The sequence below is a fragment of the Cystobacter fuscus genome (genome assembly GCF_002305875.1).
Classification (GTDB): domain Bacteria; phylum Myxococcota; class Myxococcia; order Myxococcales; family Myxococcaceae; genus Cystobacter; species Cystobacter fuscus_A.
On sequence record NZ_CP022098.1, the window covers coordinates 5232085 to 5248753 of the forward strand.

Annotated in this window: 8 protein-coding genes; 3 read left to right on the forward strand and 5 right to left on the reverse strand. The window is 67.9% G+C overall.

The genetic code is table 11. The features are described from left to right. Positions 1-151: 151 nt before the first annotated feature. Entirely contained in the window at positions 152-3475 is a 3324-nt protein-coding gene (locus CYFUS_RS21560; RefSeq protein ID WP_095986928.1) for a hypothetical protein, read from the reverse strand. Positions 3476-3630: 155 nt separating this feature from the next. Next, on the reverse strand, positions 3631-5190 hold the full coding sequence (locus tag CYFUS_RS21565; protein ID WP_198316674.1) for a rhamnogalacturonan lyase B N-terminal domain-containing protein: 1560 nt from the start codon (positions 5188-5190) through the stop codon (positions 3631-3633). 281 nt (positions 5191-5471) lie between these two features. Here CYFUS_RS21565 and CYFUS_RS21570 point away from each other — a divergent pair, with 281 nt between their 5' ends. The 3 genes from CYFUS_RS21570 to CYFUS_RS21580 all read left to right on the forward strand — a co-directional run bounded on the left by CYFUS_RS21570 (position 5472) and on the right by CYFUS_RS21580 (position 8055). Continuing rightward, positions 5472-5810 (forward strand): biotin/lipoyl-containing protein, encoded by a 339-nt coding sequence (locus CYFUS_RS21570; protein WP_095986930.1) that lies wholly within the window; start codon positions 5472-5474, stop codon positions 5808-5810. Positions 5811-5866: 56 nt separating this feature from the next. Beyond that, a complete protein-coding gene (locus CYFUS_RS21575; RefSeq protein ID WP_095986931.1) occupies positions 5867-6391 on the forward strand; it encodes a WbuC family cupin fold metalloprotein in 525 nt (174 codons plus the stop codon). Positions 6392-6573: 182 nt separating this feature from the next. Further along, positions 6574-8055: a metal-dependent hydrolase family protein gene (locus tag CYFUS_RS21580; protein WP_095986932.1), complete on the forward strand. Its 1482-nt coding sequence runs from the start codon at positions 6574-6576 to the stop codon at positions 8053-8055. A gap of 120 nt (positions 8056-8175) precedes the next feature. Here the strand turns inward: CYFUS_RS21580 and CYFUS_RS21585 are convergent, their stop codons facing one another. From CYFUS_RS21585 to CYFUS_RS21595, 3 genes are all read right to left on the reverse strand, one after another. Further along, positions 8176-9486 carry a hypothetical protein gene (locus CYFUS_RS21585; RefSeq protein WP_157758570.1) on the reverse strand — a complete coding sequence of 437 codons (1311 nt, stop codon included), beginning with the start codon at positions 9484-9486 and terminating at the stop codon, positions 8176-8178. 3 nt (positions 9487-9489) lie between these two features. Further along, positions 9490-13743 (reverse strand): M4 family metallopeptidase, encoded by a 4254-nt coding sequence (locus tag CYFUS_RS21590; protein ID WP_198316676.1) that lies wholly within the window; start codon positions 13741-13743, stop codon positions 9490-9492. Between the two features lie 433 nt (positions 13744-14176). After that, positions 14177-16588, reverse strand: a complete 2412-nt coding sequence (locus tag CYFUS_RS21595) for a PAS domain-containing protein (RefSeq protein WP_095986935.1) — start codon at positions 16586-16588, stop codon at positions 14177-14179. Positions 16589-16669 lie beyond the last annotated feature (81 nt).

Below are 16669 nucleotides of genomic sequence, written 5' to 3' on the forward strand. Positions count from 1 at the left end.
GTGGTAGGCGACGCCTGGGCTGAGATAGGCGCTATCGCTCGAGCCACTGACGACGTTGATCGTCAGACGGCGAGCGTTGAAAGTGAAGTCAGCTTGACCGGGACACCTTCGCCGGCTCGCGCTGCCGCCGGAGGCGCAGGCCGAGGAGGGCCTACTCGCTCGCGGTGACGGTGGCGTAGGCCGCGGTCCGGACGGCGGCACGTGGGTGCTGGCGCAACGCGCGCAGGCGTCGCGCCGCGTCCTCGTGCCAACCCAGCCGTTGTCCGGCGGCGGAGACGAGTGCCACGGCCACGAGCGGCAGCTGGGGGCCCACCCGATCCGCGACCTCCAACAGGATCTCGGGCGTCCACTCGGCGCTTTTCGGGCTCACCGCGGCGGCCACCGCGGCGGCCAGTTGCGGAGCGAAGAAGGGCTCCTCGTGGGTCTCCTCCTCCAATGCGAGCAGCACCGCCGAGGGCTCATCGGCCTGACGCCAATCGAGCCCGGCCAGACGGAGCGCGGCACTCTCGGGCCACAGAGCCTCGTCCCGGCTCAACACGCGTGCGACGTCGTCGAGGCGCGTTCGCAGGCGCTGGCGTACCGGTCCGGGCAGCGCCAGCAGTGATTGGCACAGTTGCTTGAGCCGCTGGCGTGCCGGGACGTCCCGCTCGGACCTGGTGTCTTCCGTCTTGGAGACGGGAGCGGAGAGGAGCGCCGCCGCGCAGGACACGAGGTGCTCGAAGGCCTTCCCGTCACGCACCGCCTGCACCAGGGCCTGCACCGCTTCCTGCCATCCGGCGCGGAGGGAGAGCTCCAGCACGTACCCGGCCGCGGCGCGGGCGATCAGTTCCTCCGCTCCAGCGGACCAATCCGGGAGCACGTTGAAAGTCTTGCGGCGCACGTGGAGCTCCGGGCGCCGGGCCACCTCCAGCAGGAGGGCGGCATAGCGGGGGCGGAGACTCGGGGGGAGTGTCGCGGGACGGGGGCTCAGGAGGCTCGCGGCCTCATCCGCGTCCGGGCTTCGGGCCAGGGACTCCAGCAGCTCCCAGGCGGGCTCCTGGTCGAGCAGCCGGCGCGCGGCATGTCCCACGGCGATGCGGACGTCCCGGTGGGCTCCGGGCGTGTCCCATTGCCGTCGCAGCAGGGCCAGGCTGTGTGGCGTCCGGAAGGCGCCGAGCATCCGCACTCCCTCCTTGCGCACGGTCACCTTGAGTCGCTCGCGCGCGAGCAGCCCGGTCAGCAGGGAGGAGCGCCTTCCGGGGGACATGCGGTGCGCCACCCTCGGCAGCGCGTACATGGCCACCCGGGCCCTGTCTCCGTCGAGCGACTCCAGCAGCACGGGCAACGCCAGCTCCGGCTGGTCCATCCACGCGAGCGCGCCGAGCGCTCCTTCCACGATGGGCACCTCCTCCGAGTGGAGGAAGGACGTGAGATCCTCCACCCGGGTGACCTGGAGGCGGGGGAGGGTCCACAGGTCTTTCAGCCGTTGGGCCGTGCTGAACTCCATGTGGCGCGCGGCGTTCAGGAGCTGGTCGCGGAAGCGGGCCTGCTGGCGCGGCAGCCAACGCTGGAATCCGTGGGTGACCCGGGGCACCCAGGGATTCCAGCCGAAGAGGAAGCGGCCCGGGATCTTGCGCCCCTGGAGGAAGGGATCCAGCCACTCCTGCCGGTGCCGGTGCAGGTGGTGGAAGACGGGATCGAGGTTGATGACGCTCTCGTCGAGATCGAGCAGCTTGCGCACCCGGGCATCGCGCGTGCGCGGCGGAGCGAGCCAGGGCTGGATGGCGTGGAGCGCGAACGTATCGGTGTCTTCCTCGGTGATGCGCTCGAGGAGGGTCTGGAGCGAGTCCAGGTTCCACGCGCGCCTTCCGAGCGCCCGGGCCAGGGCGATGACGAGGGGGTTGCGCTCCGGCTGACCCGCGGCCTGAATCCTCGGGAGCAGGGCCTCGAGGATGAGATGCTCGGTGCCGCGCGGCAGGTTCTCCAGCGAGGGAATCTCGAGGGCCTCGAACCGGCCCGCCAGCTTCCGCAGCGAGTCGAGGACGAAGCGGAAGAGGGGGCTGCCAGACGAGGTGGCGTGAACGCGGAGGAGCTTGAATATCAGCTCGCGCAGCATGGACTCCGTGCTGCGCGAGGTGTCCCGCGCATCGAGGACGGCTGTCACCAGCGTCTCCAGGGCGGGGACGTGCTCGGAGGTGAAGACAGACGGAGGGACCCGGGACAGTGCGCCCATGACCGAGGCGCGGACCGGGTCCTGCTCGTTCTTGATGCGCGCGAGGAAGGCGAGTGTCTCCCCCATTCCGCGGCGGGAGACTCCGGTGCACTCCACGAGCAGCTCGAGCGCACGGGCGCGCTCCGTGGCGTTGCTGGCGGAGGCCGCCTCCTGGAGGGGCTCGCGCGCGTGCTCGATGTCGCGCAGGGAGAGGGTGCTGAGCGTCTGCTCCTGCTCGAGGCGGAGCAGGCGCGTGGCCTCGGCATCACGGAGGGCATGGGGCAGGGCCCTGACCAGCAAGAAGTGCTGGATGCGCGGTACCCCGCCCCCGAAGGTATCGGTGTAGACGGCCGCGCGCTCGGAAGGAGGCAGGGCCGCGAGGAACCTCGCGAGGTGATGGGTGGCGTCCGCGAGGGCTCGCCCGAGGGCGACACGCTGCGCGTGGGAGAAGGCCCGGGCCCGGCGCAGCACGCTCCTGGGGATGCCTCGGCCGTTCAGCCGCTCGCGGTACGCCGGGCGTGAGAGGAACGCGGCGACCTGCTCGGGGTGGTTGCGCATGAGCCGCGGCAGGAGGGTGGACTCGACGCTTCTCGACAGGGCATCCGGGGGAAGGAGCTCCCAGACCAGGGCGAGCACCGCCTCGCCATGATCCAGCGACAGTTCTTCCAGTGCCGCCAGGTAGGTGGTGGCGCGGTGTTCGCGCTCGCGCTCCGGAGTGTGGGCGAGGTCCGATTGGATGAAGCCCAACACCACGTCCGGATGGTGGTGGACGAGGGTGCGCCAGCCATGGACCTCGTGTCCGAGCCGAGGCAGGAGTTGTCGCACCGCCTCCGCGTCGAGGGCGGGGAGGAGGAGGGCGGCCTCGGCGGCACCGTGGCGGGAGTGGACGGAGGGGAGCAGGCGGGCCGCGAGTGCCCCTCTCCGGGCGAGTGCCACGCCCTTGAGGATGCGGCGCCGGACGAAGGGCGCCAGGTCCGGAAGGGCCCGCTCGAGGGCCGTGTCATCCCGGATGAATTTCCCGGCGAAGGCGGCGGCCCGGCCGCGGACGAGGCAGGAGGGATGGGTGAGACCTCGCAGCAGGGTGACTTCATCGCGAGCGCCACGGGCCAGCTCGAGCGCGAGGCACGCTTCGTAGGCGTCACCGGAGAGGAACTCGGCCATGAGCCGTGTGAGGTCGGGGGACCCCCGGGTGTCGCGTCCCAGGGTGGCCACTCGCGCGATGCGTGCGCCGTACCCCAGGGAATCCAGCTCCGACAGCAACGCTTCGCGTGATGGAATCCGCAAAACCCCTCCCACTCGTTGGGAATGACACCAAGGCGAACCGCGGCGTGGACGTTTGAGAGGGCTTGGGTCTGACAGGAGGCGCGAAGCTCGCGCCTCCGTCTGGGCCGGGCTGGGGGGGCAGCGCCAGGGTGAGGGTGGCTCCGCGCCGGAGCCCCTCAGTACATGTCGACGGCGTCGTAGGCGACGCCCGGGCTGAGGAAGGCACTCCCGCTCGAGCCACTGACGATGTTGATCGTCATCGTGTTGGTGCCGGTGACGAAGGCGCTGGCGGGCACGCTATAGGTGTACAGCGCGTTGTTGCCGCGATAGGTGCCGATCGTCATGCCGCGCGAGTCGGGCTGGGTCGAGGGCGAGGGAATCGAAGACGTCCAGTTGTTCACCGTGATCTGCGGGCGGCCTCCAGCGAATGCGGCGGTGATGCCGATGCGCACCGTTCGGGCGGCGATTTGACTGGAAGTGAGATTGAATTTGACCGTGGTGGGGTTGTTCGCACCGCTCTTCCATTGATAGGCGGGGAACCCGCTCAAACCACTGCTGCCGACCGTGTAGGTCAACGGTCCCCAGGAGACATTCCGCACGTCCGAGGGATGCATGTCGAGGTATCGGTTGGAATTGGCGAACCAGGAGGGCGTTCCGTCCCAACTGCCGATGCGCCAGAGGACCGAGGGCTCCGGCCAGGTGGACGTGATGTTCTGTCCGGTGGTGGTGGTGCCGGAGTACACGGTGACGGTGCGGGTGGCCACGGCCAGCTCCCCCTGGTAGAGCGTCTGTGTATAGACACCGGGCTTCATCGCGGGACTGGAGAAGTTCCCCGTGGAGGCATCGGGCGTGGTCCAGTATTGCGCGGTGGTGTTGGCGAAGCCGACGAGCGCGCCGACCCCGCTGGCAACGCCACTGGCCTTGCCAGAGATATAGCCGCGGCCCGAGACCCAACCGGTGAGACCGAGGCCGGCCATCCAGCTCATGTCCGGCACACCCGGCGTGGCGCCCGAGGTGAAGACGAGCGCGTATGGCCCGTGCAACACACCGGTCCTGAAGGGCTCCGTCTGGTTGTGACCCGAGTTCATGTAGTTGTAGACCTCGGTGTCGGTGCCGGTCTGGTTCTGGATGTCACGGAAGAACGGGCCACCCGAAGCGCTCTCCCGATTGCCGTATGCCATGAACACGCCGACGCCGCTGCCGGTGACTCCTCGAACGGTGAGGTCCCTGGCCTGCTGGTTGCCATAGTACTTGGACCTCGTCTGGCCATTGCTCGTACCGAAAACGTCCGCGCTCTCCACGGCGTGATCGGTGCCGCGCAAATCGGACTGCGCGGGCACGTTCGTCAGCACACTGGACTTCAGCCGGGTGATCCAACGCAGCTCCCCGACCGATGGCTCGACCACGATGTAGGTCGCCATGTAGATGATGTTTTCATTCCGCCGCACCGCGTAATAGTGGGTCAGTGTGCTGGTACTACAGGTGATCACCCCCGAGGTTCCCGAGGGCGACAGCGACGACGTCACGGTGGCGGAGCCGAGCCCCGAGCCAATGTGTGACCCCTTGCTGCTGGATTGAAGCTCTGCTCCCCCATTGAACTTGATCGACGTGATGTCGCAATTGGAGCCGTTGACCTTGAAGACAAGGCCCGCATTGGTGTCGACGGTGTAGGCCCCACCGCTCAGCGTAATGCCAAAAGCCGCCAGCGCCTTGCCAGGCAACATCATCAACGCCATGAGGGCAAGCCGCGGCGGTACACTCCAACCCATTTGATTTCGCACTCGAATGTCCCCTTTTCCGTCCAAGGGACAACCTACAGATTTTCTTGTCTCGGAACAACATGGATTCCAAGTAAAACTTTGAAGTCAGGCTTGACGTGTGGACATGCCCGGCTGTGACCCGGCAGTCCTCGGTCTGGCGGCTTGTTCACCATGTGTGAAGCCTGCCTGGCGCCAGCGGTGGTATAGCTGGATGGAGGCGCGGCCGTTCCTGGCCGCCTCATCCGAGGAACAACGGCATGGCACTGCGCGACGTCATGATCTCCGGCTTCGACGAAGGCTTGACGGTGGCCACGATCGTCAGGTGGCACGTGAAGTCCTTCGACACGGTCCAGGAGGGCCAGGTGCTCGCCGAGGTCTTGGCGGGTCGGACCCCCCTCACGGTGTCCAGCCCATGGGCCGGTTACATCCTCGTGACACACGGCAAGGAGGCGGAGCAGGTCAAGGTCCACCAGCCTCTCGTGACGATGGATGTCGAAGTGCGCGTACCCACGCGGGACAATGTGTATCGCTCCCAGGGCTACGGCGCGCCCTCCTTTGTGACCCAGTTCAACCGTCTGTCCGGCGATCCAGACTGACCGGGGGGAGCGTGCTTCCTGGACACTCGCCGTGCTCCTGTGCTCCGCTCGGATTCATGAGTTCTTCCCATCGACGTGCCCTGGATGCTCCCGCGGGTGAGCTGGTGGTCCTCACGCGCTCCCTGGTCGAGGCGGCCACCGAGTCCTCCCGGACGAGCCCCCGGCGACGCATCATCCTCCCCTTGCACAAGACGGAGGATGAGCCGCTGCACCGGATGTTCAATGTCATCCAGCCAGACAGCTACGTGCGGCCGCATCGGCACCTGGAGCCACCGAAGGCCGAGTCCTGGGTGGTGCTGCGCGGCATGCTGGCCTTCTTCACCTTCGAGGAGGATGGCCGCGTGCGCGACTGTCTGGGACTGGAGGCGGGGGGCGAGCGGTTCGGAGTGGATCTGGCTCCGGGCATCTTCCATGGGCTCGTCGCCCTCGCGAGGGACACGGTGATCTTCGAGGTGAAGAGCGGGCCCTATGCACCCGCCAACGACAAGACCTTCGCCCCCTGGGCGCCCGCGGAGGATTCTCCCGAGGCCGCGAGCTACCTGGCCCGGTTGCGCGAAGAGTACCAGCGGCGCTCCCCATGAGTTGTCCAGACCGGGAAAAATAGTAGTAGGTGGAGGTGCATCCCTCCGCTATGCTGAATCAGCCCCTCGTCTAGACAATGCCGTGTCAACTCGGGGGTTCAAACCAGACTGATTGGGGGGGACCTTCGTGAGTACAGGTGCTGGCTCGAATGGGGGGATGTGTCGTGAATCGAGGAGGGGACATGCATCGTAGTCAGCTGGGTGGCCTGATGGCGACCCTGGTCCTGTTGTTCATGGCGAACGCTGTTGCCGCTGAACCCAACAACGCCGGAGCTACGGGTCAGCCAACGCCGGACGTGTATTTCAAGTTCGAGAACGTCAAGGTCTTCACCTCCAAGAAGGCGAAAGACCCGAAAGGGAAGGAGGTGAAATGGACTACTGGAAGGACTGAAGGGCCGTTCGACGTGTATGTCCATGGCAACACCATCCACAAGATCCTGCCTGCCGGCAGCAAGAACATCGCATTGCCTCTTTCGGAGCCTCCCCCGGAAATCAATGTCATCAACGGCACGGGTTATACACTGATGCCTGGCTTGATTGATGCGCACACCCACCTCGCGTATGCGACGTTGAAGCAGGAGGAGTTGCTCAGCTCGGATTCCGGCTTCATGTACGTTGCCGCCACGAAGGCGGCCACCGACATGTTGATGCGTGGCTTCACCAGCGTTCGAGACCTGGGAGGGCCAGTCTTCGGATTGAAGCGAGGCATTGACAAGGACCTGGTCGCGGGACCGCGCATCTGGCCGTCGGGCGCCTTCATCTCGCAGACCGGTGGGCACGGTGACTTCCGTATGCCGACCGACCTTCCGGCGGGTCCCGGTGATTTCATCTACGGCGAGCAGATAGGGGCCATGGCCATCGCCGACAGCCCCGACATGGTTCGCAAGCGCGCGCGCGAGCAGCTGGCACTGGGGGCGTCTCAGCTCAAGCTGATGGCTGGTGGTGGCGTGTCGTCTGCTTATGATCCGCTCGATGTGACTCAGTATACCACTGAAGAGATGAGGGCCGCGGTCGAAGCGGCGGAGAACTGGGGCACCTATGTCGCCGTGCACGCCTATACGAATAAAGCCGTGAATCAGGCCATCGAGGCGGGTGTCAAATGTATCGACCATGGTCAGTTGCTGGAGGATGAAGAGCCGTTCAAGACGATGGCGAAAAAGGGTGTCTGGTTGAGCCTGCAGGCGTTCTTCAACGATGGTGACCGGAAGAGTCCGTACCCGGAGGGATCGGATAAGCACAAGAAACAGATGTCGCTGTATGAGGGCACGAAGAGGGCCTACCAACTGGCCCTCAAGCATCGGGTCAAGCTGGCCTGGGGGACTGACGTGCTATACGACCCCGACTACGCGGCGAAGCAGGGGCGGATGCTCTCCAAGCTGGTGACGGATCAGAAGTTGTTCACGGCCGCCGAGGCGCTGACGATGGCTACCGCGGCCAACTCCGAGCTGCTGGCGCTGTCCGGTGAACGTGCTCCGTATAAGGGCTCACTTGGCGTCGTCGATGAAGGAGCGCTCGCCGACCTCCTCCTCGTGAAGGGAGATCCGGTGGCGGACATCAAGCTGATCGAGAAGCCCGAGGAGAACTTCCTTGTCATCATGAAGGATGGTCGGATCTACAAGAACATCACGAAGAGCCAGGTGGTGGGTTCGAGCGCTTCTCCGTGAGCTTCTGACCAGGGGCCGCTCGGGCGGTAGGAGGCCCACGAGAGCCCGTGCTGGCCGGAAACGACGACGGCGGCCCTCCCGGTGGAGAGGACCGCCGTCGCGACAGCCGGGTGCCAGGGACTACTCGGTGGCGAGCACGCCCACGGCGACTTCGATGTTGCGCAGATCTCCCGTCGCCGTCAGGGCCTGGGCCTTGACGACGGACAGGGGAATGCGCGTGCCGGCGGGCAGCGAGGAATCGAGCTTCACGTCCACCGCCACCGACAGCAGCGCGCCGGTGTACTCGGTGGCCGGGCCGCTCGTGCCCTTCTGGAACACGCCCACCCGCAGCGTGCCGTCCTTGGCGGCGCCCTTGAGCAACCGGGGCTCGTCACCGAGCGAGAACAGCCCGTTGGTGACGTACTCGGTGTCCGACGGGGACACCCTGGCCCAGTCCGCCCGGGCCGCGTCCACGGAGAGTGTCAGGGCCACGCCGCGGCCGGACTGACGCGTGGGGCCAAGCAGATCCAGCACGAGGTGGTTGCCCGAGGAGGCGCTCGTGTTCTTCACGAGCCGCCAGCCGTCCGTGCCCGGAGGGTTGGTGTAGCCACCGGCCTGGGCGGCCGGCACGGTGACGGTGGCGGTGCCCTTCTTCGTGGGGTCCGCCACGCTCGTGGCGACCACGGTGAAGGTGCCCGGACGCGAGGGCGCCGTGTAGACACCGGTGCTGGTGATGGTGCCCGAGGCCTCGCCCTCCACGCTCCAGGACACCGCCTGGGTGGTGGTGCCCTTGACGGTCGCGGTGAACGTCGTGGTGCCACCCTGCGGGCTCGTCGCCGTTCCGGGAGTCACCTCGACGATGATCGCGCTCACCGTCACCTGGGCCTCGGCCTTCTTCGTGGGATCCGCCACGCTCGTGGCCACCACGGTGAAGGTGCCGCCCTGCGCGGGCGCGGTGTAGACGCCCGCGCTGGTGATGGTGCCGCCCGCGTCACCCTCCTGGATGGACCAGGTGACCGAGGTGTCCGTGGCCCCCGTCACCTCGGCGGTGAAGGTGACGCTGCCTCCGGTGAGCACCGTGGCGGACGTCGGCGTGAGGGTGATGTGGACGACCGGGGTGACGGTCACCTCGGCCTTCTCCTGCTTCGTGGTGTCCAGCGCGTTGGTGGCCACCACCGTGTAGGTGCCGGCCTGGGCGGGCGCGGTGTAGACGCCCGTGCTGGTGATGGTTCCCGAGGCCTCGCCCTCCACGCTCCAGAGGATCCTCGGCTCCTGGGTGCCCTCGACGGAGGCGGTGAAGGTCGTGGACTCCCCGGCCTGCACGGTGATGCTCCTGGGCGAGACGGTCACGGGCCCCGTGCCGGGTGTGGAGGAGGGCGGAGTGGGCTTGTCACCGCACGCGGCGAGTGCGCCGAGCAGCAGCGGAACAATGAGCCTGGTCAACGTTTTCATGGGTTACCGTCCGAACTGGCTGAGGAAGAGGGTGACGTCGGTGTCGTCCACGGAGCCACTCGCATCGAGGTCCGCGGTCGTCGTGGAGGAGGCGCGGGTGCCCCAGCTCTGGGCGAGGCGTGCCAGGTCCTCACCGTCCACGACACGATCTCCGTTGAGATCCGCGGTGTAGACGCGCACGTCCACCCGGGCGCTCGAGCGGGCGTCCTGCTTGTGGGTGATGAGCACGTGGCAGAGGCCGGGTGCGGCCGGCGCCGTGTAGACGCCCGTCCAGGAGACGGTTCCGCAGACGCGGCCTTCCTGCACGTTCCAGAGCAGCAGCGGGTCCGCCCCCTGGGTCAGCAGGGTGCTCAGTTCATACGTACCGTCCACCGGCACGAGGATCCGCGTGGAGGACAGCAGCGGGCCCGCGCGCGTGAAGGGGGCCGTGGCCGAGGCGGAGTTGCCGTAGGCATCGAAGGCCACCACCTTGAGGGTGTGCTCGCCGGGCGCCAGGGGCAGGGTGCTGAAGGGCAGCCGGTACGGCGCCGCCTGGACGCGGCCCTGGAAGACGTCATCCACGTAGAACTCCACGGACGTGACGCCCGTGTCGTCGGTGGCGGAGGCCGTGAACACCGTCGTCTCGTGCTCGCCCTCCACGGCCGCGCTGACGGTCGGAGGCGTCGTGTCGTTCACCACGTTCACGGTGAAGGGCACCGTGACCGCCGTCCCGTTGCCCGCCCGGTCCGTGGCCTTGGCCATGAACGCGTGCTGCCCGTTGGCGAGCGCGGACGTGTCGAACGGACTCGTGTACTCGCCTTTGGGATCGGTGAAGGTGGCCACCGGGGTGCCATCCACGAAGAACTCGAGCTTCTCCGTCCACGTGTTGTCGCTCACGTTGGCGAAGAGCTGGACCCGCGTGCCGGAGTCGTCACGTACGCTCGCGTCGAGCGAGGGGGCCAGGGAGTCCGGAGTGCTCGTCACATCCAGGTAGACGTCGTCGAGCGAGAAATACGTGTAGCCGGTGTTCGGATCCTCGACGGGCTCCTCCAGGTTGGACTCGAAGAAGAGCTGGATCGTCTGCCCCTTGAACGCGCTCAAGTCATAACGGTGCTCGGTGTAGTAGGGGGTGACGTCCACGTTCGAGAGGGTCTCCAGCGTCTTCAGGTCGTTGCCGTTGACGTCGCGGACCTTCGCGGTGAACGTGTGATGGGCCACGTTGTCGGAGAAGGCGTTGCTCTCCACCCACAGCCAGAAGCTGTAGACGGCCGACTCGGCGTCCGCGGGGATGGTGACGGTCTGCCGCAGGGTCGACGTGTTGGGGCCATCGTCGACGCCGAACAGGACGAAGACCCATCCTGAATACGCATAGAAGAAGTTCTCGATGATGCCGCTGCTCGAGGGGGACGACGTCTCGAGGGTCCACCCTTCGGCCTGGCCCGTCTGAGAGTCATAGAGCTCGAAGTCCGGGTTCTGCACCACCTGCCCGCGGCCGCGCTCGACGTAGAACGGCAGGTGCTCGGACGTGCTCGTGTTGCCCGCCGCGTCCGTGGCCTTGACCACGAGCGTGTGGAGGCCTCCTCCCAACGCGCTGGCGCTCAGGATCTTCGCGAACGTCCTGGGCACGGAGCCTTGGGACGTGCCGTCCACGAGCAACTCGACGGCATTGACGAAGCCGTTGTCCCACACGTGTCCCAGCAAGGCCACCCGGCCGCTCTCCGGGTCGGTCGCGACGCCGGCCCTCACGAGCGGCGACTCGGTGTCGGGGTGGGTGATGACACGCAGCGAGAGGTCATCGAGCTGGAACAGGCTGGCGAAACCATCGTCGTTCTCGGTGCCCACGAAGTGCAGCTGCACCGTCTGGCCCGCGAATCGGGTCAAATCGATACTCACCTGCACCCAGCCGAACGTCGAGTCGACGTTGGACCAGCTCGCGGGCTGCTCGAGGAGGTTGCCGTCGGTGTCACGCACCTGCACGGCCAGGGTGTCCTGGGCCTGGGTGCCGGGGTCATCGGTGAGGACGGTGAGATAGAAGGTCAGCGCGGCCGTCTGGGTATCGGCGGGGAGGGTGACCTGCTGGGAGATGCGGTCCACGGCGGTCGTGCCGTAGCCGTTGAAGACGGCGTAGCCATAGCCCGTGCGTGCCCGGGTGGAGGAATAGGTGATGATGGGATAGTCGCTATCCGCTGGCTCCTGGACCCAGTCCGAGCCGTCCTTCTCGAAGCCAGGATCGCGCAGGAGCTGCGCGAAGCTCTGGGTCACGGTGAAGCCGATGGGCGCGGAGGAGCCCACGTTGCCGGCCCGATCGATGGCCTTGGCCACCACCTGGTGCGTGCCCGGGTCGGCCTGGGTGGTGTCGACCCTGAAGTCGAAGGGCTGTGTGTCGTCGCTTCTCGTGAGGACGCCGTCGACATAGAACTCCACGCGCGTCACGCCGATGTTGTCCGAGGCCACCGCGGTGAAGCGCAGCGTGGGCGCGCTGCCCGACATGCTCAGGGTCGCCTTGGGCGGCATGAGATCGTCATAGGTGCTCGCGCTGTAGCCCACGTTGATGGCGGCGAAGGCGTTCTGCACGGCGCGGTATTCCTTGGAGCCGCTGCCGTGGAGCTCCGCCGCCGCCCGGAGCGAGGCCGTGCGGGCCGCCACGTAGTTGCTGGCGGGGGTCAGGTAGGCGGTGATGGCGCGGTACCAGATGGCCGCCGCCTTGTCGTTGCCGATGCCCGTCATGCCGTCGGGCAGGTAGCGGCTCGAGTAGTCATTCTTCGTCGCCGTCGATTGCGCGCCCTGGGACAGGAAGTAGAAGGCGCGGTTCATCGGGCCACTGCTGTAGTGGACATCGATGGCGTCGAGGCCAGGAAACCAGGCGTCCTCGCTGGAGCCGTCCAGGCTCGGCTTGTACATGTAACGCAACGGGGTGTCGCTGAGCTGCTCGCCGATGGTCCAGTCGCCGCCCGTGTCACCAATGGTGTCGCCCTGGCCGTTGCGGGCCCAGAACTCCGTCATGGTGCCGAAGATGTCGGAGTTGGCCTCGTTCAGACCACCGGACTCTCCGGAGTAGATGAGCCCGGCGGTCTGGGACATGACGCCGTGGCTCAGCTCGTGGCCCGCGACGTCGAGCGACACCACGGACTTGAAGCCATACGGTTTCGGATAGGAGCCGTCGCCGTAGCTCATGCAGAAGCAGTCGTCGTCCCAGAAGGCATTGTCATAGCTCCTGCTGACGTGGACGTAGTTGAAGGTCGGCGTGCCCGCGTTGTCGATGCCGAAGCGGTGGTGGATCTTCTGGAAGTAGTCCCACGTCGCCAGCAGGCCGAAGTGCGCGTCCACGGCCGCCGTCTGGCCGTTCTCGCTCTGGGTGCTGGCGCTCGGATCGAAGTTCTGCCCGTCACCCCAGAGGTTGTCCGCGTCCTGGTACAGCACGGGGGTCGGCTTCTCACCGTATTCGAGCCGGGCGTGATTGACGTCGTACGTGCGCAGGCCCTCGCCCAGGGTGCGCGTCGTGTCACGCAGCTCGTAGCGGCCGTCCGCGTTCTGGAAGACGTCGAGCCGCACCTCGCCGCTGTATTGCGAGCGGCCCGTGCCCACGGCGGCCGCGGTCTGCAGCGAGTTCCACCGCTTGAGGACCACACCCGAGCGGGCGTCGAGCAGGAAATCCGTCTGCCTGACGCCGTCCTGGGTGTTGTCCAGCACGGTGTGCACGTGCCAGGCGAGGCGGTAGCCCACCACCTCCTCCTGGAGGTCCTCCGCGTTGACCCGCAGGCGGCGCGTACCGCCCGGCGAGCCCACGCGCTTCACCTCGGGATAGATGACGAGCTGGGCGCTGGGCTGCTTCGTGGGCAGACCCAGCGGGCGCACCTCGAGCAGGGCCAGGGCCGCCGCGCTCGCCTCGTCCACCACGGGACGCGTGCTCACGCGGATGTGGGGGCGCACGCTGTCCTTCGTCACCGTGAGGCCGCGGCCGGATGGCTCCAGGTGGGTGATGGCCACGGCGCCCCACACCGGAATGCCCTCGTGGAGCTGCTGGAAGCGGGTATGCGTGAGGCCGAAGCCGTCCGTCTGGACGCTCGACATGCGGAACTCATCCCGCTCGCTCAGACCGAGCTGTCCGCTCTGGGCTTTCAACAGCGAGAGCGACTCCGCCGCGCGCGAGGGTTCCCGGGCGCGCAACTGGAGCAGGGTTGTTTGGGAAACGGAGGCGAGTCTTCCGCCCGCCGCCAGGGAAGGCCCCGCCACCAACGAGGCGAGGAGCAGGGGCCAGCGAGGCCACGGCATGGACATGGGTTTCACTCCACCGGACTGCGTCGAGGAGAGGGCCGGCGGGTGCTCATTCATGCATGAGCACCTGAACCGGAGCTGCGTGGAACGCCACGAGGCGAAAAGCGTCCACCCGATTCCGGTCGGGACGAGAACTCCTGGACCTTCCGCATTCACGGCGGGGGGCGACTATACACAGATGAAGGGTTGAAAAGAAGCCACCCTTCCCCTCGGACAGGAGAAATCCAACACCAATGCGCCAGGGAAGCCTCGAATTAACAACTCTTGGGAAAAACAATATCAGACATCTGTGTGAATCTGGAATTCCTGGCGTAGCCTGACATCGATGTGGTGTGGCGAGCGCGATGGCTGGAATCAAGTTCCCTCGCGCCGGGGAAGGGGCACGCACCCGATGTATGGGTATGGCCCTTCCCGCCGGGCGGGGCGGCGGGGTGGATCAAGGTGAGAGGCGGGCGGCGGGCAGCCTGACGGTGAAGCAGGCGCCCTGGCCCTCCCCCTCGCTGTGGGCCTGGACGGTGCCGCCCTGCAACTCCACCAGGTGGCGCACGATGGACAACCCCAGACCCAGCCCGCCGTAGCGGCGGGTGGTGCTGCCGTCGGCCTGCTGGAAGCGCTCGAAGAGGTAGGGGAGGAAGGTGGGGGAGATGCCCTGGCCGGAGTCGCGCACTTCCAGCTCCACGAAGGCCTCCACGCGCCGCAGCCGCACCGTCACCCGGCCTCCGGGCGGGGTGAACTTGATGGCGTTGGTGAACAGGTTCCACGCCACCTGTTGCAGCCGCTGGGCATCTCCCCGCACGAGGCCCACGTCCGGCTCCAGCAGGGGCTCCAGGTGGATGTCGCGCGCGGCCGCGGCTGGACGCACCACGTCGAGCACCGCCTCCACCACGGTGCCCGGGTCCACCGGTTGCAATTCCAGGCGCATCCGTCCGGCGACGATGCGGGAGATGTCCAGCAGATCATCCACGATCTGCGCCTGGGCGCGCGCGCTGCGCTCCACCGTCTCCAGGGCGCGCTCCTGTTTGTCCGGCGGCATCGGCGTGGTGCGCAGGATGTTCGTCCACCCGAGGATGGCGGTGAGCGGCGTGCGCAGCTCGTGGCTGACGGTGGCGAGGAACTCGTCCTTGGCGCGGTTGGCCTCCTCGGCCCGGTCGCGCGCCTGGCGCGCCAGCTCGAAGAGGCGCACGTGCTCCAGGATGGTGGCGGCCCGGTGCGCCAGCTCCCCGGCGAGCTGGAGATCGTCGGCGTCGTAGGGCCGGTAGCTCTCGCCCGCCGCGAGCACCAGCACGCCCCGGTGCCGCCCCTTGACGGTGATGGGCACGGCCATGCCCCGCAGGCCCACGAAGGCCCGCAGCAGCTCCCGCCGGGCCTCGTCCGGCTCCGCGGCGAGCGCCTGCTCGGTGAGCGCGGGAAAGGACTCCGCCCGCCCGAGTGGCCACGGCCCCTGGAACATGGGCACGTGGACGCTCGGGCCCGCCTGGCGCAGCCGCAGGGCGCGCCGCGGATCCACGTCGCAGAAGGCCACGCGCTCTCCGGGGCCGGTTCGAGGGACCTCGCACGGGCCCGCTTCGTCGTGCAGGAACACGCCACACCACTCGGCGAGCCGGGGCACCAGACATTGGGTGAGGTGCTCCATGGCCGGGCGCAGCTCCCACGTGGAGGCCAGCGCGGTGCTCGCCTCGGTGAGCAGCTCGAGCGCCTGGCGCGCGCGGCGCTGCGCGGTGATGTCGGTGATGGAGCCCACCCACTCGCGCACCGAGCCGTCCAGCTCCAGCACGGGCACGCCGCGCGACACCACCGGCGTGTAGGTGCCATCGGCGCGGCGCAGCCGGTACTCCGCCTCGAAGAGACCCCGCGTGGCGAAGGCGCGCTGCCACGCCGCCGTGGCCCGGTCCCGGTCCTCGGGATGGATGGCGTCCCACCACCCGGAGCCATTGCGCCACTTGTCATAGTCCTGCCCCGTGAAGGCGCTCCAGGTGGGGAAGTCCTCGCGGAAGTGGCCCGTGGCGTCCGTCGTCCACAGCAGGGTGGAGGTGGCCATCACGAGCGAGCGGAAGCGCACCTCGCTCAGGCTCAACTCCTCGGCCAGCCGCTCCGCCCGCCAGCGCGCGCGCACCAGCTCCGTCACGTCGAAGGCGAACACCGTCACGCCCTCCACGCGCCCGGCCACGTCGCGCAGCGGCTGGCTGGTGAGGTGGAAGAGGCGCTCCTCCCAGGGGCCCTCGTCGCTCTGCACCGGCAGCGGCACCTGCTCCAGCACGAGCGGAATGCCGGTGCGGTACACGCGATCCAACACCTCCAACAGGCTCTGGCCCTGGGGCTCGCGCAGGGCCTCGCGCGCCGTCTGTCCCAGCACCTCGCGTCCCCCCTGGAGCTTGCGGTGGCGCGCGTTGGAGAGCACGAAGACGTGCTCGGGCCCGCGCGTCACGAAGGCCACCGCGGGGGCGCTCGCCACGAGCGCGTGCAGGCTCGCGTACTCCGCCTCCACCTGGTTGAGCGGGGTCACGTCGCGCAGGAAGACGAGCACGCCCTCCGGGGAGGGGGACACCCGCGCCTGCACCCAGGCGCCCAGCGGGGCGAAGTACTCCTCCACCGTGGAGGGCAGGCCCTGCGTGAGCGCGCGCTGGCAGGCCCGGCCGAACTCCGTGCCCTCCAGCCGGGACAGCCGTGACCACAAGGGGTGCCCGAGCAACTCGGCGCGAGCGCGGCCGAGGATGCGCTCGGCGCTGGCGTTGAGGTACAGGGCGCGCCCGTCGGTGTCGAGCGCGAGCACTCCATCCGTGGCGGCCTCGAGGAGGTGCTCGAGCCTGGGGGGCGGCGCGACACCGTGTGACTCCGAGAGGAGGACCATGCGGAGGAGGGTGACAGGTTGGCGGCTCCGCGGCGTGCTGCCCTTTCGGGCCAGCGCCAGGAAGTGAACGGGGTCGCCGGT

Bases quoted from the DNA above. Each gene is read 5' to 3' on its own strand.
- CYFUS_RS21565 (WP_198316674.1), bottom strand. From the start codon at position 5,190: ATGGCGTTGATGATGTTGCCTGGCAAGGCGCTGGCGGCTTTTGGCATT.
- CYFUS_RS21570 (WP_095986930.1), top strand. From the start codon at position 5,472: ATGGCACTGCGCGACGTCATGATCTCCGGCTTCGACGAAGGCTTGACG.
- CYFUS_RS21575 (WP_095986931.1), top strand. From the start codon at position 5,867: ATGAGTTCTTCCCATCGACGTGCCCTGGATGCTCCCGCGGGTGAGCTG.
- CYFUS_RS21580 (WP_095986932.1), top strand. From the start codon at position 6,574: ATGCATCGTAGTCAGCTGGGTGGCCTGATGGCGACCCTGGTCCTGTTG.
- CYFUS_RS21585 (WP_157758570.1), bottom strand. From the start codon at position 9,486: ATGAAAACGTTGACCAGGCTCATTGTTCCGCTGCTGCTCGGCGCACTC.
- CYFUS_RS21590 (WP_198316676.1), bottom strand. From the start codon at position 13,743: ATGTCCATGCCGTGGCCTCGCTGGCCCCTGCTCCTCGCCTCGTTGGTG.
- CYFUS_RS21595 (WP_095986935.1), bottom strand. From the start codon at position 16,588: ATGGTCCTCCTCTCGGAGTCACACGGTGTCGCGCCGCCCCCCAGGCTC.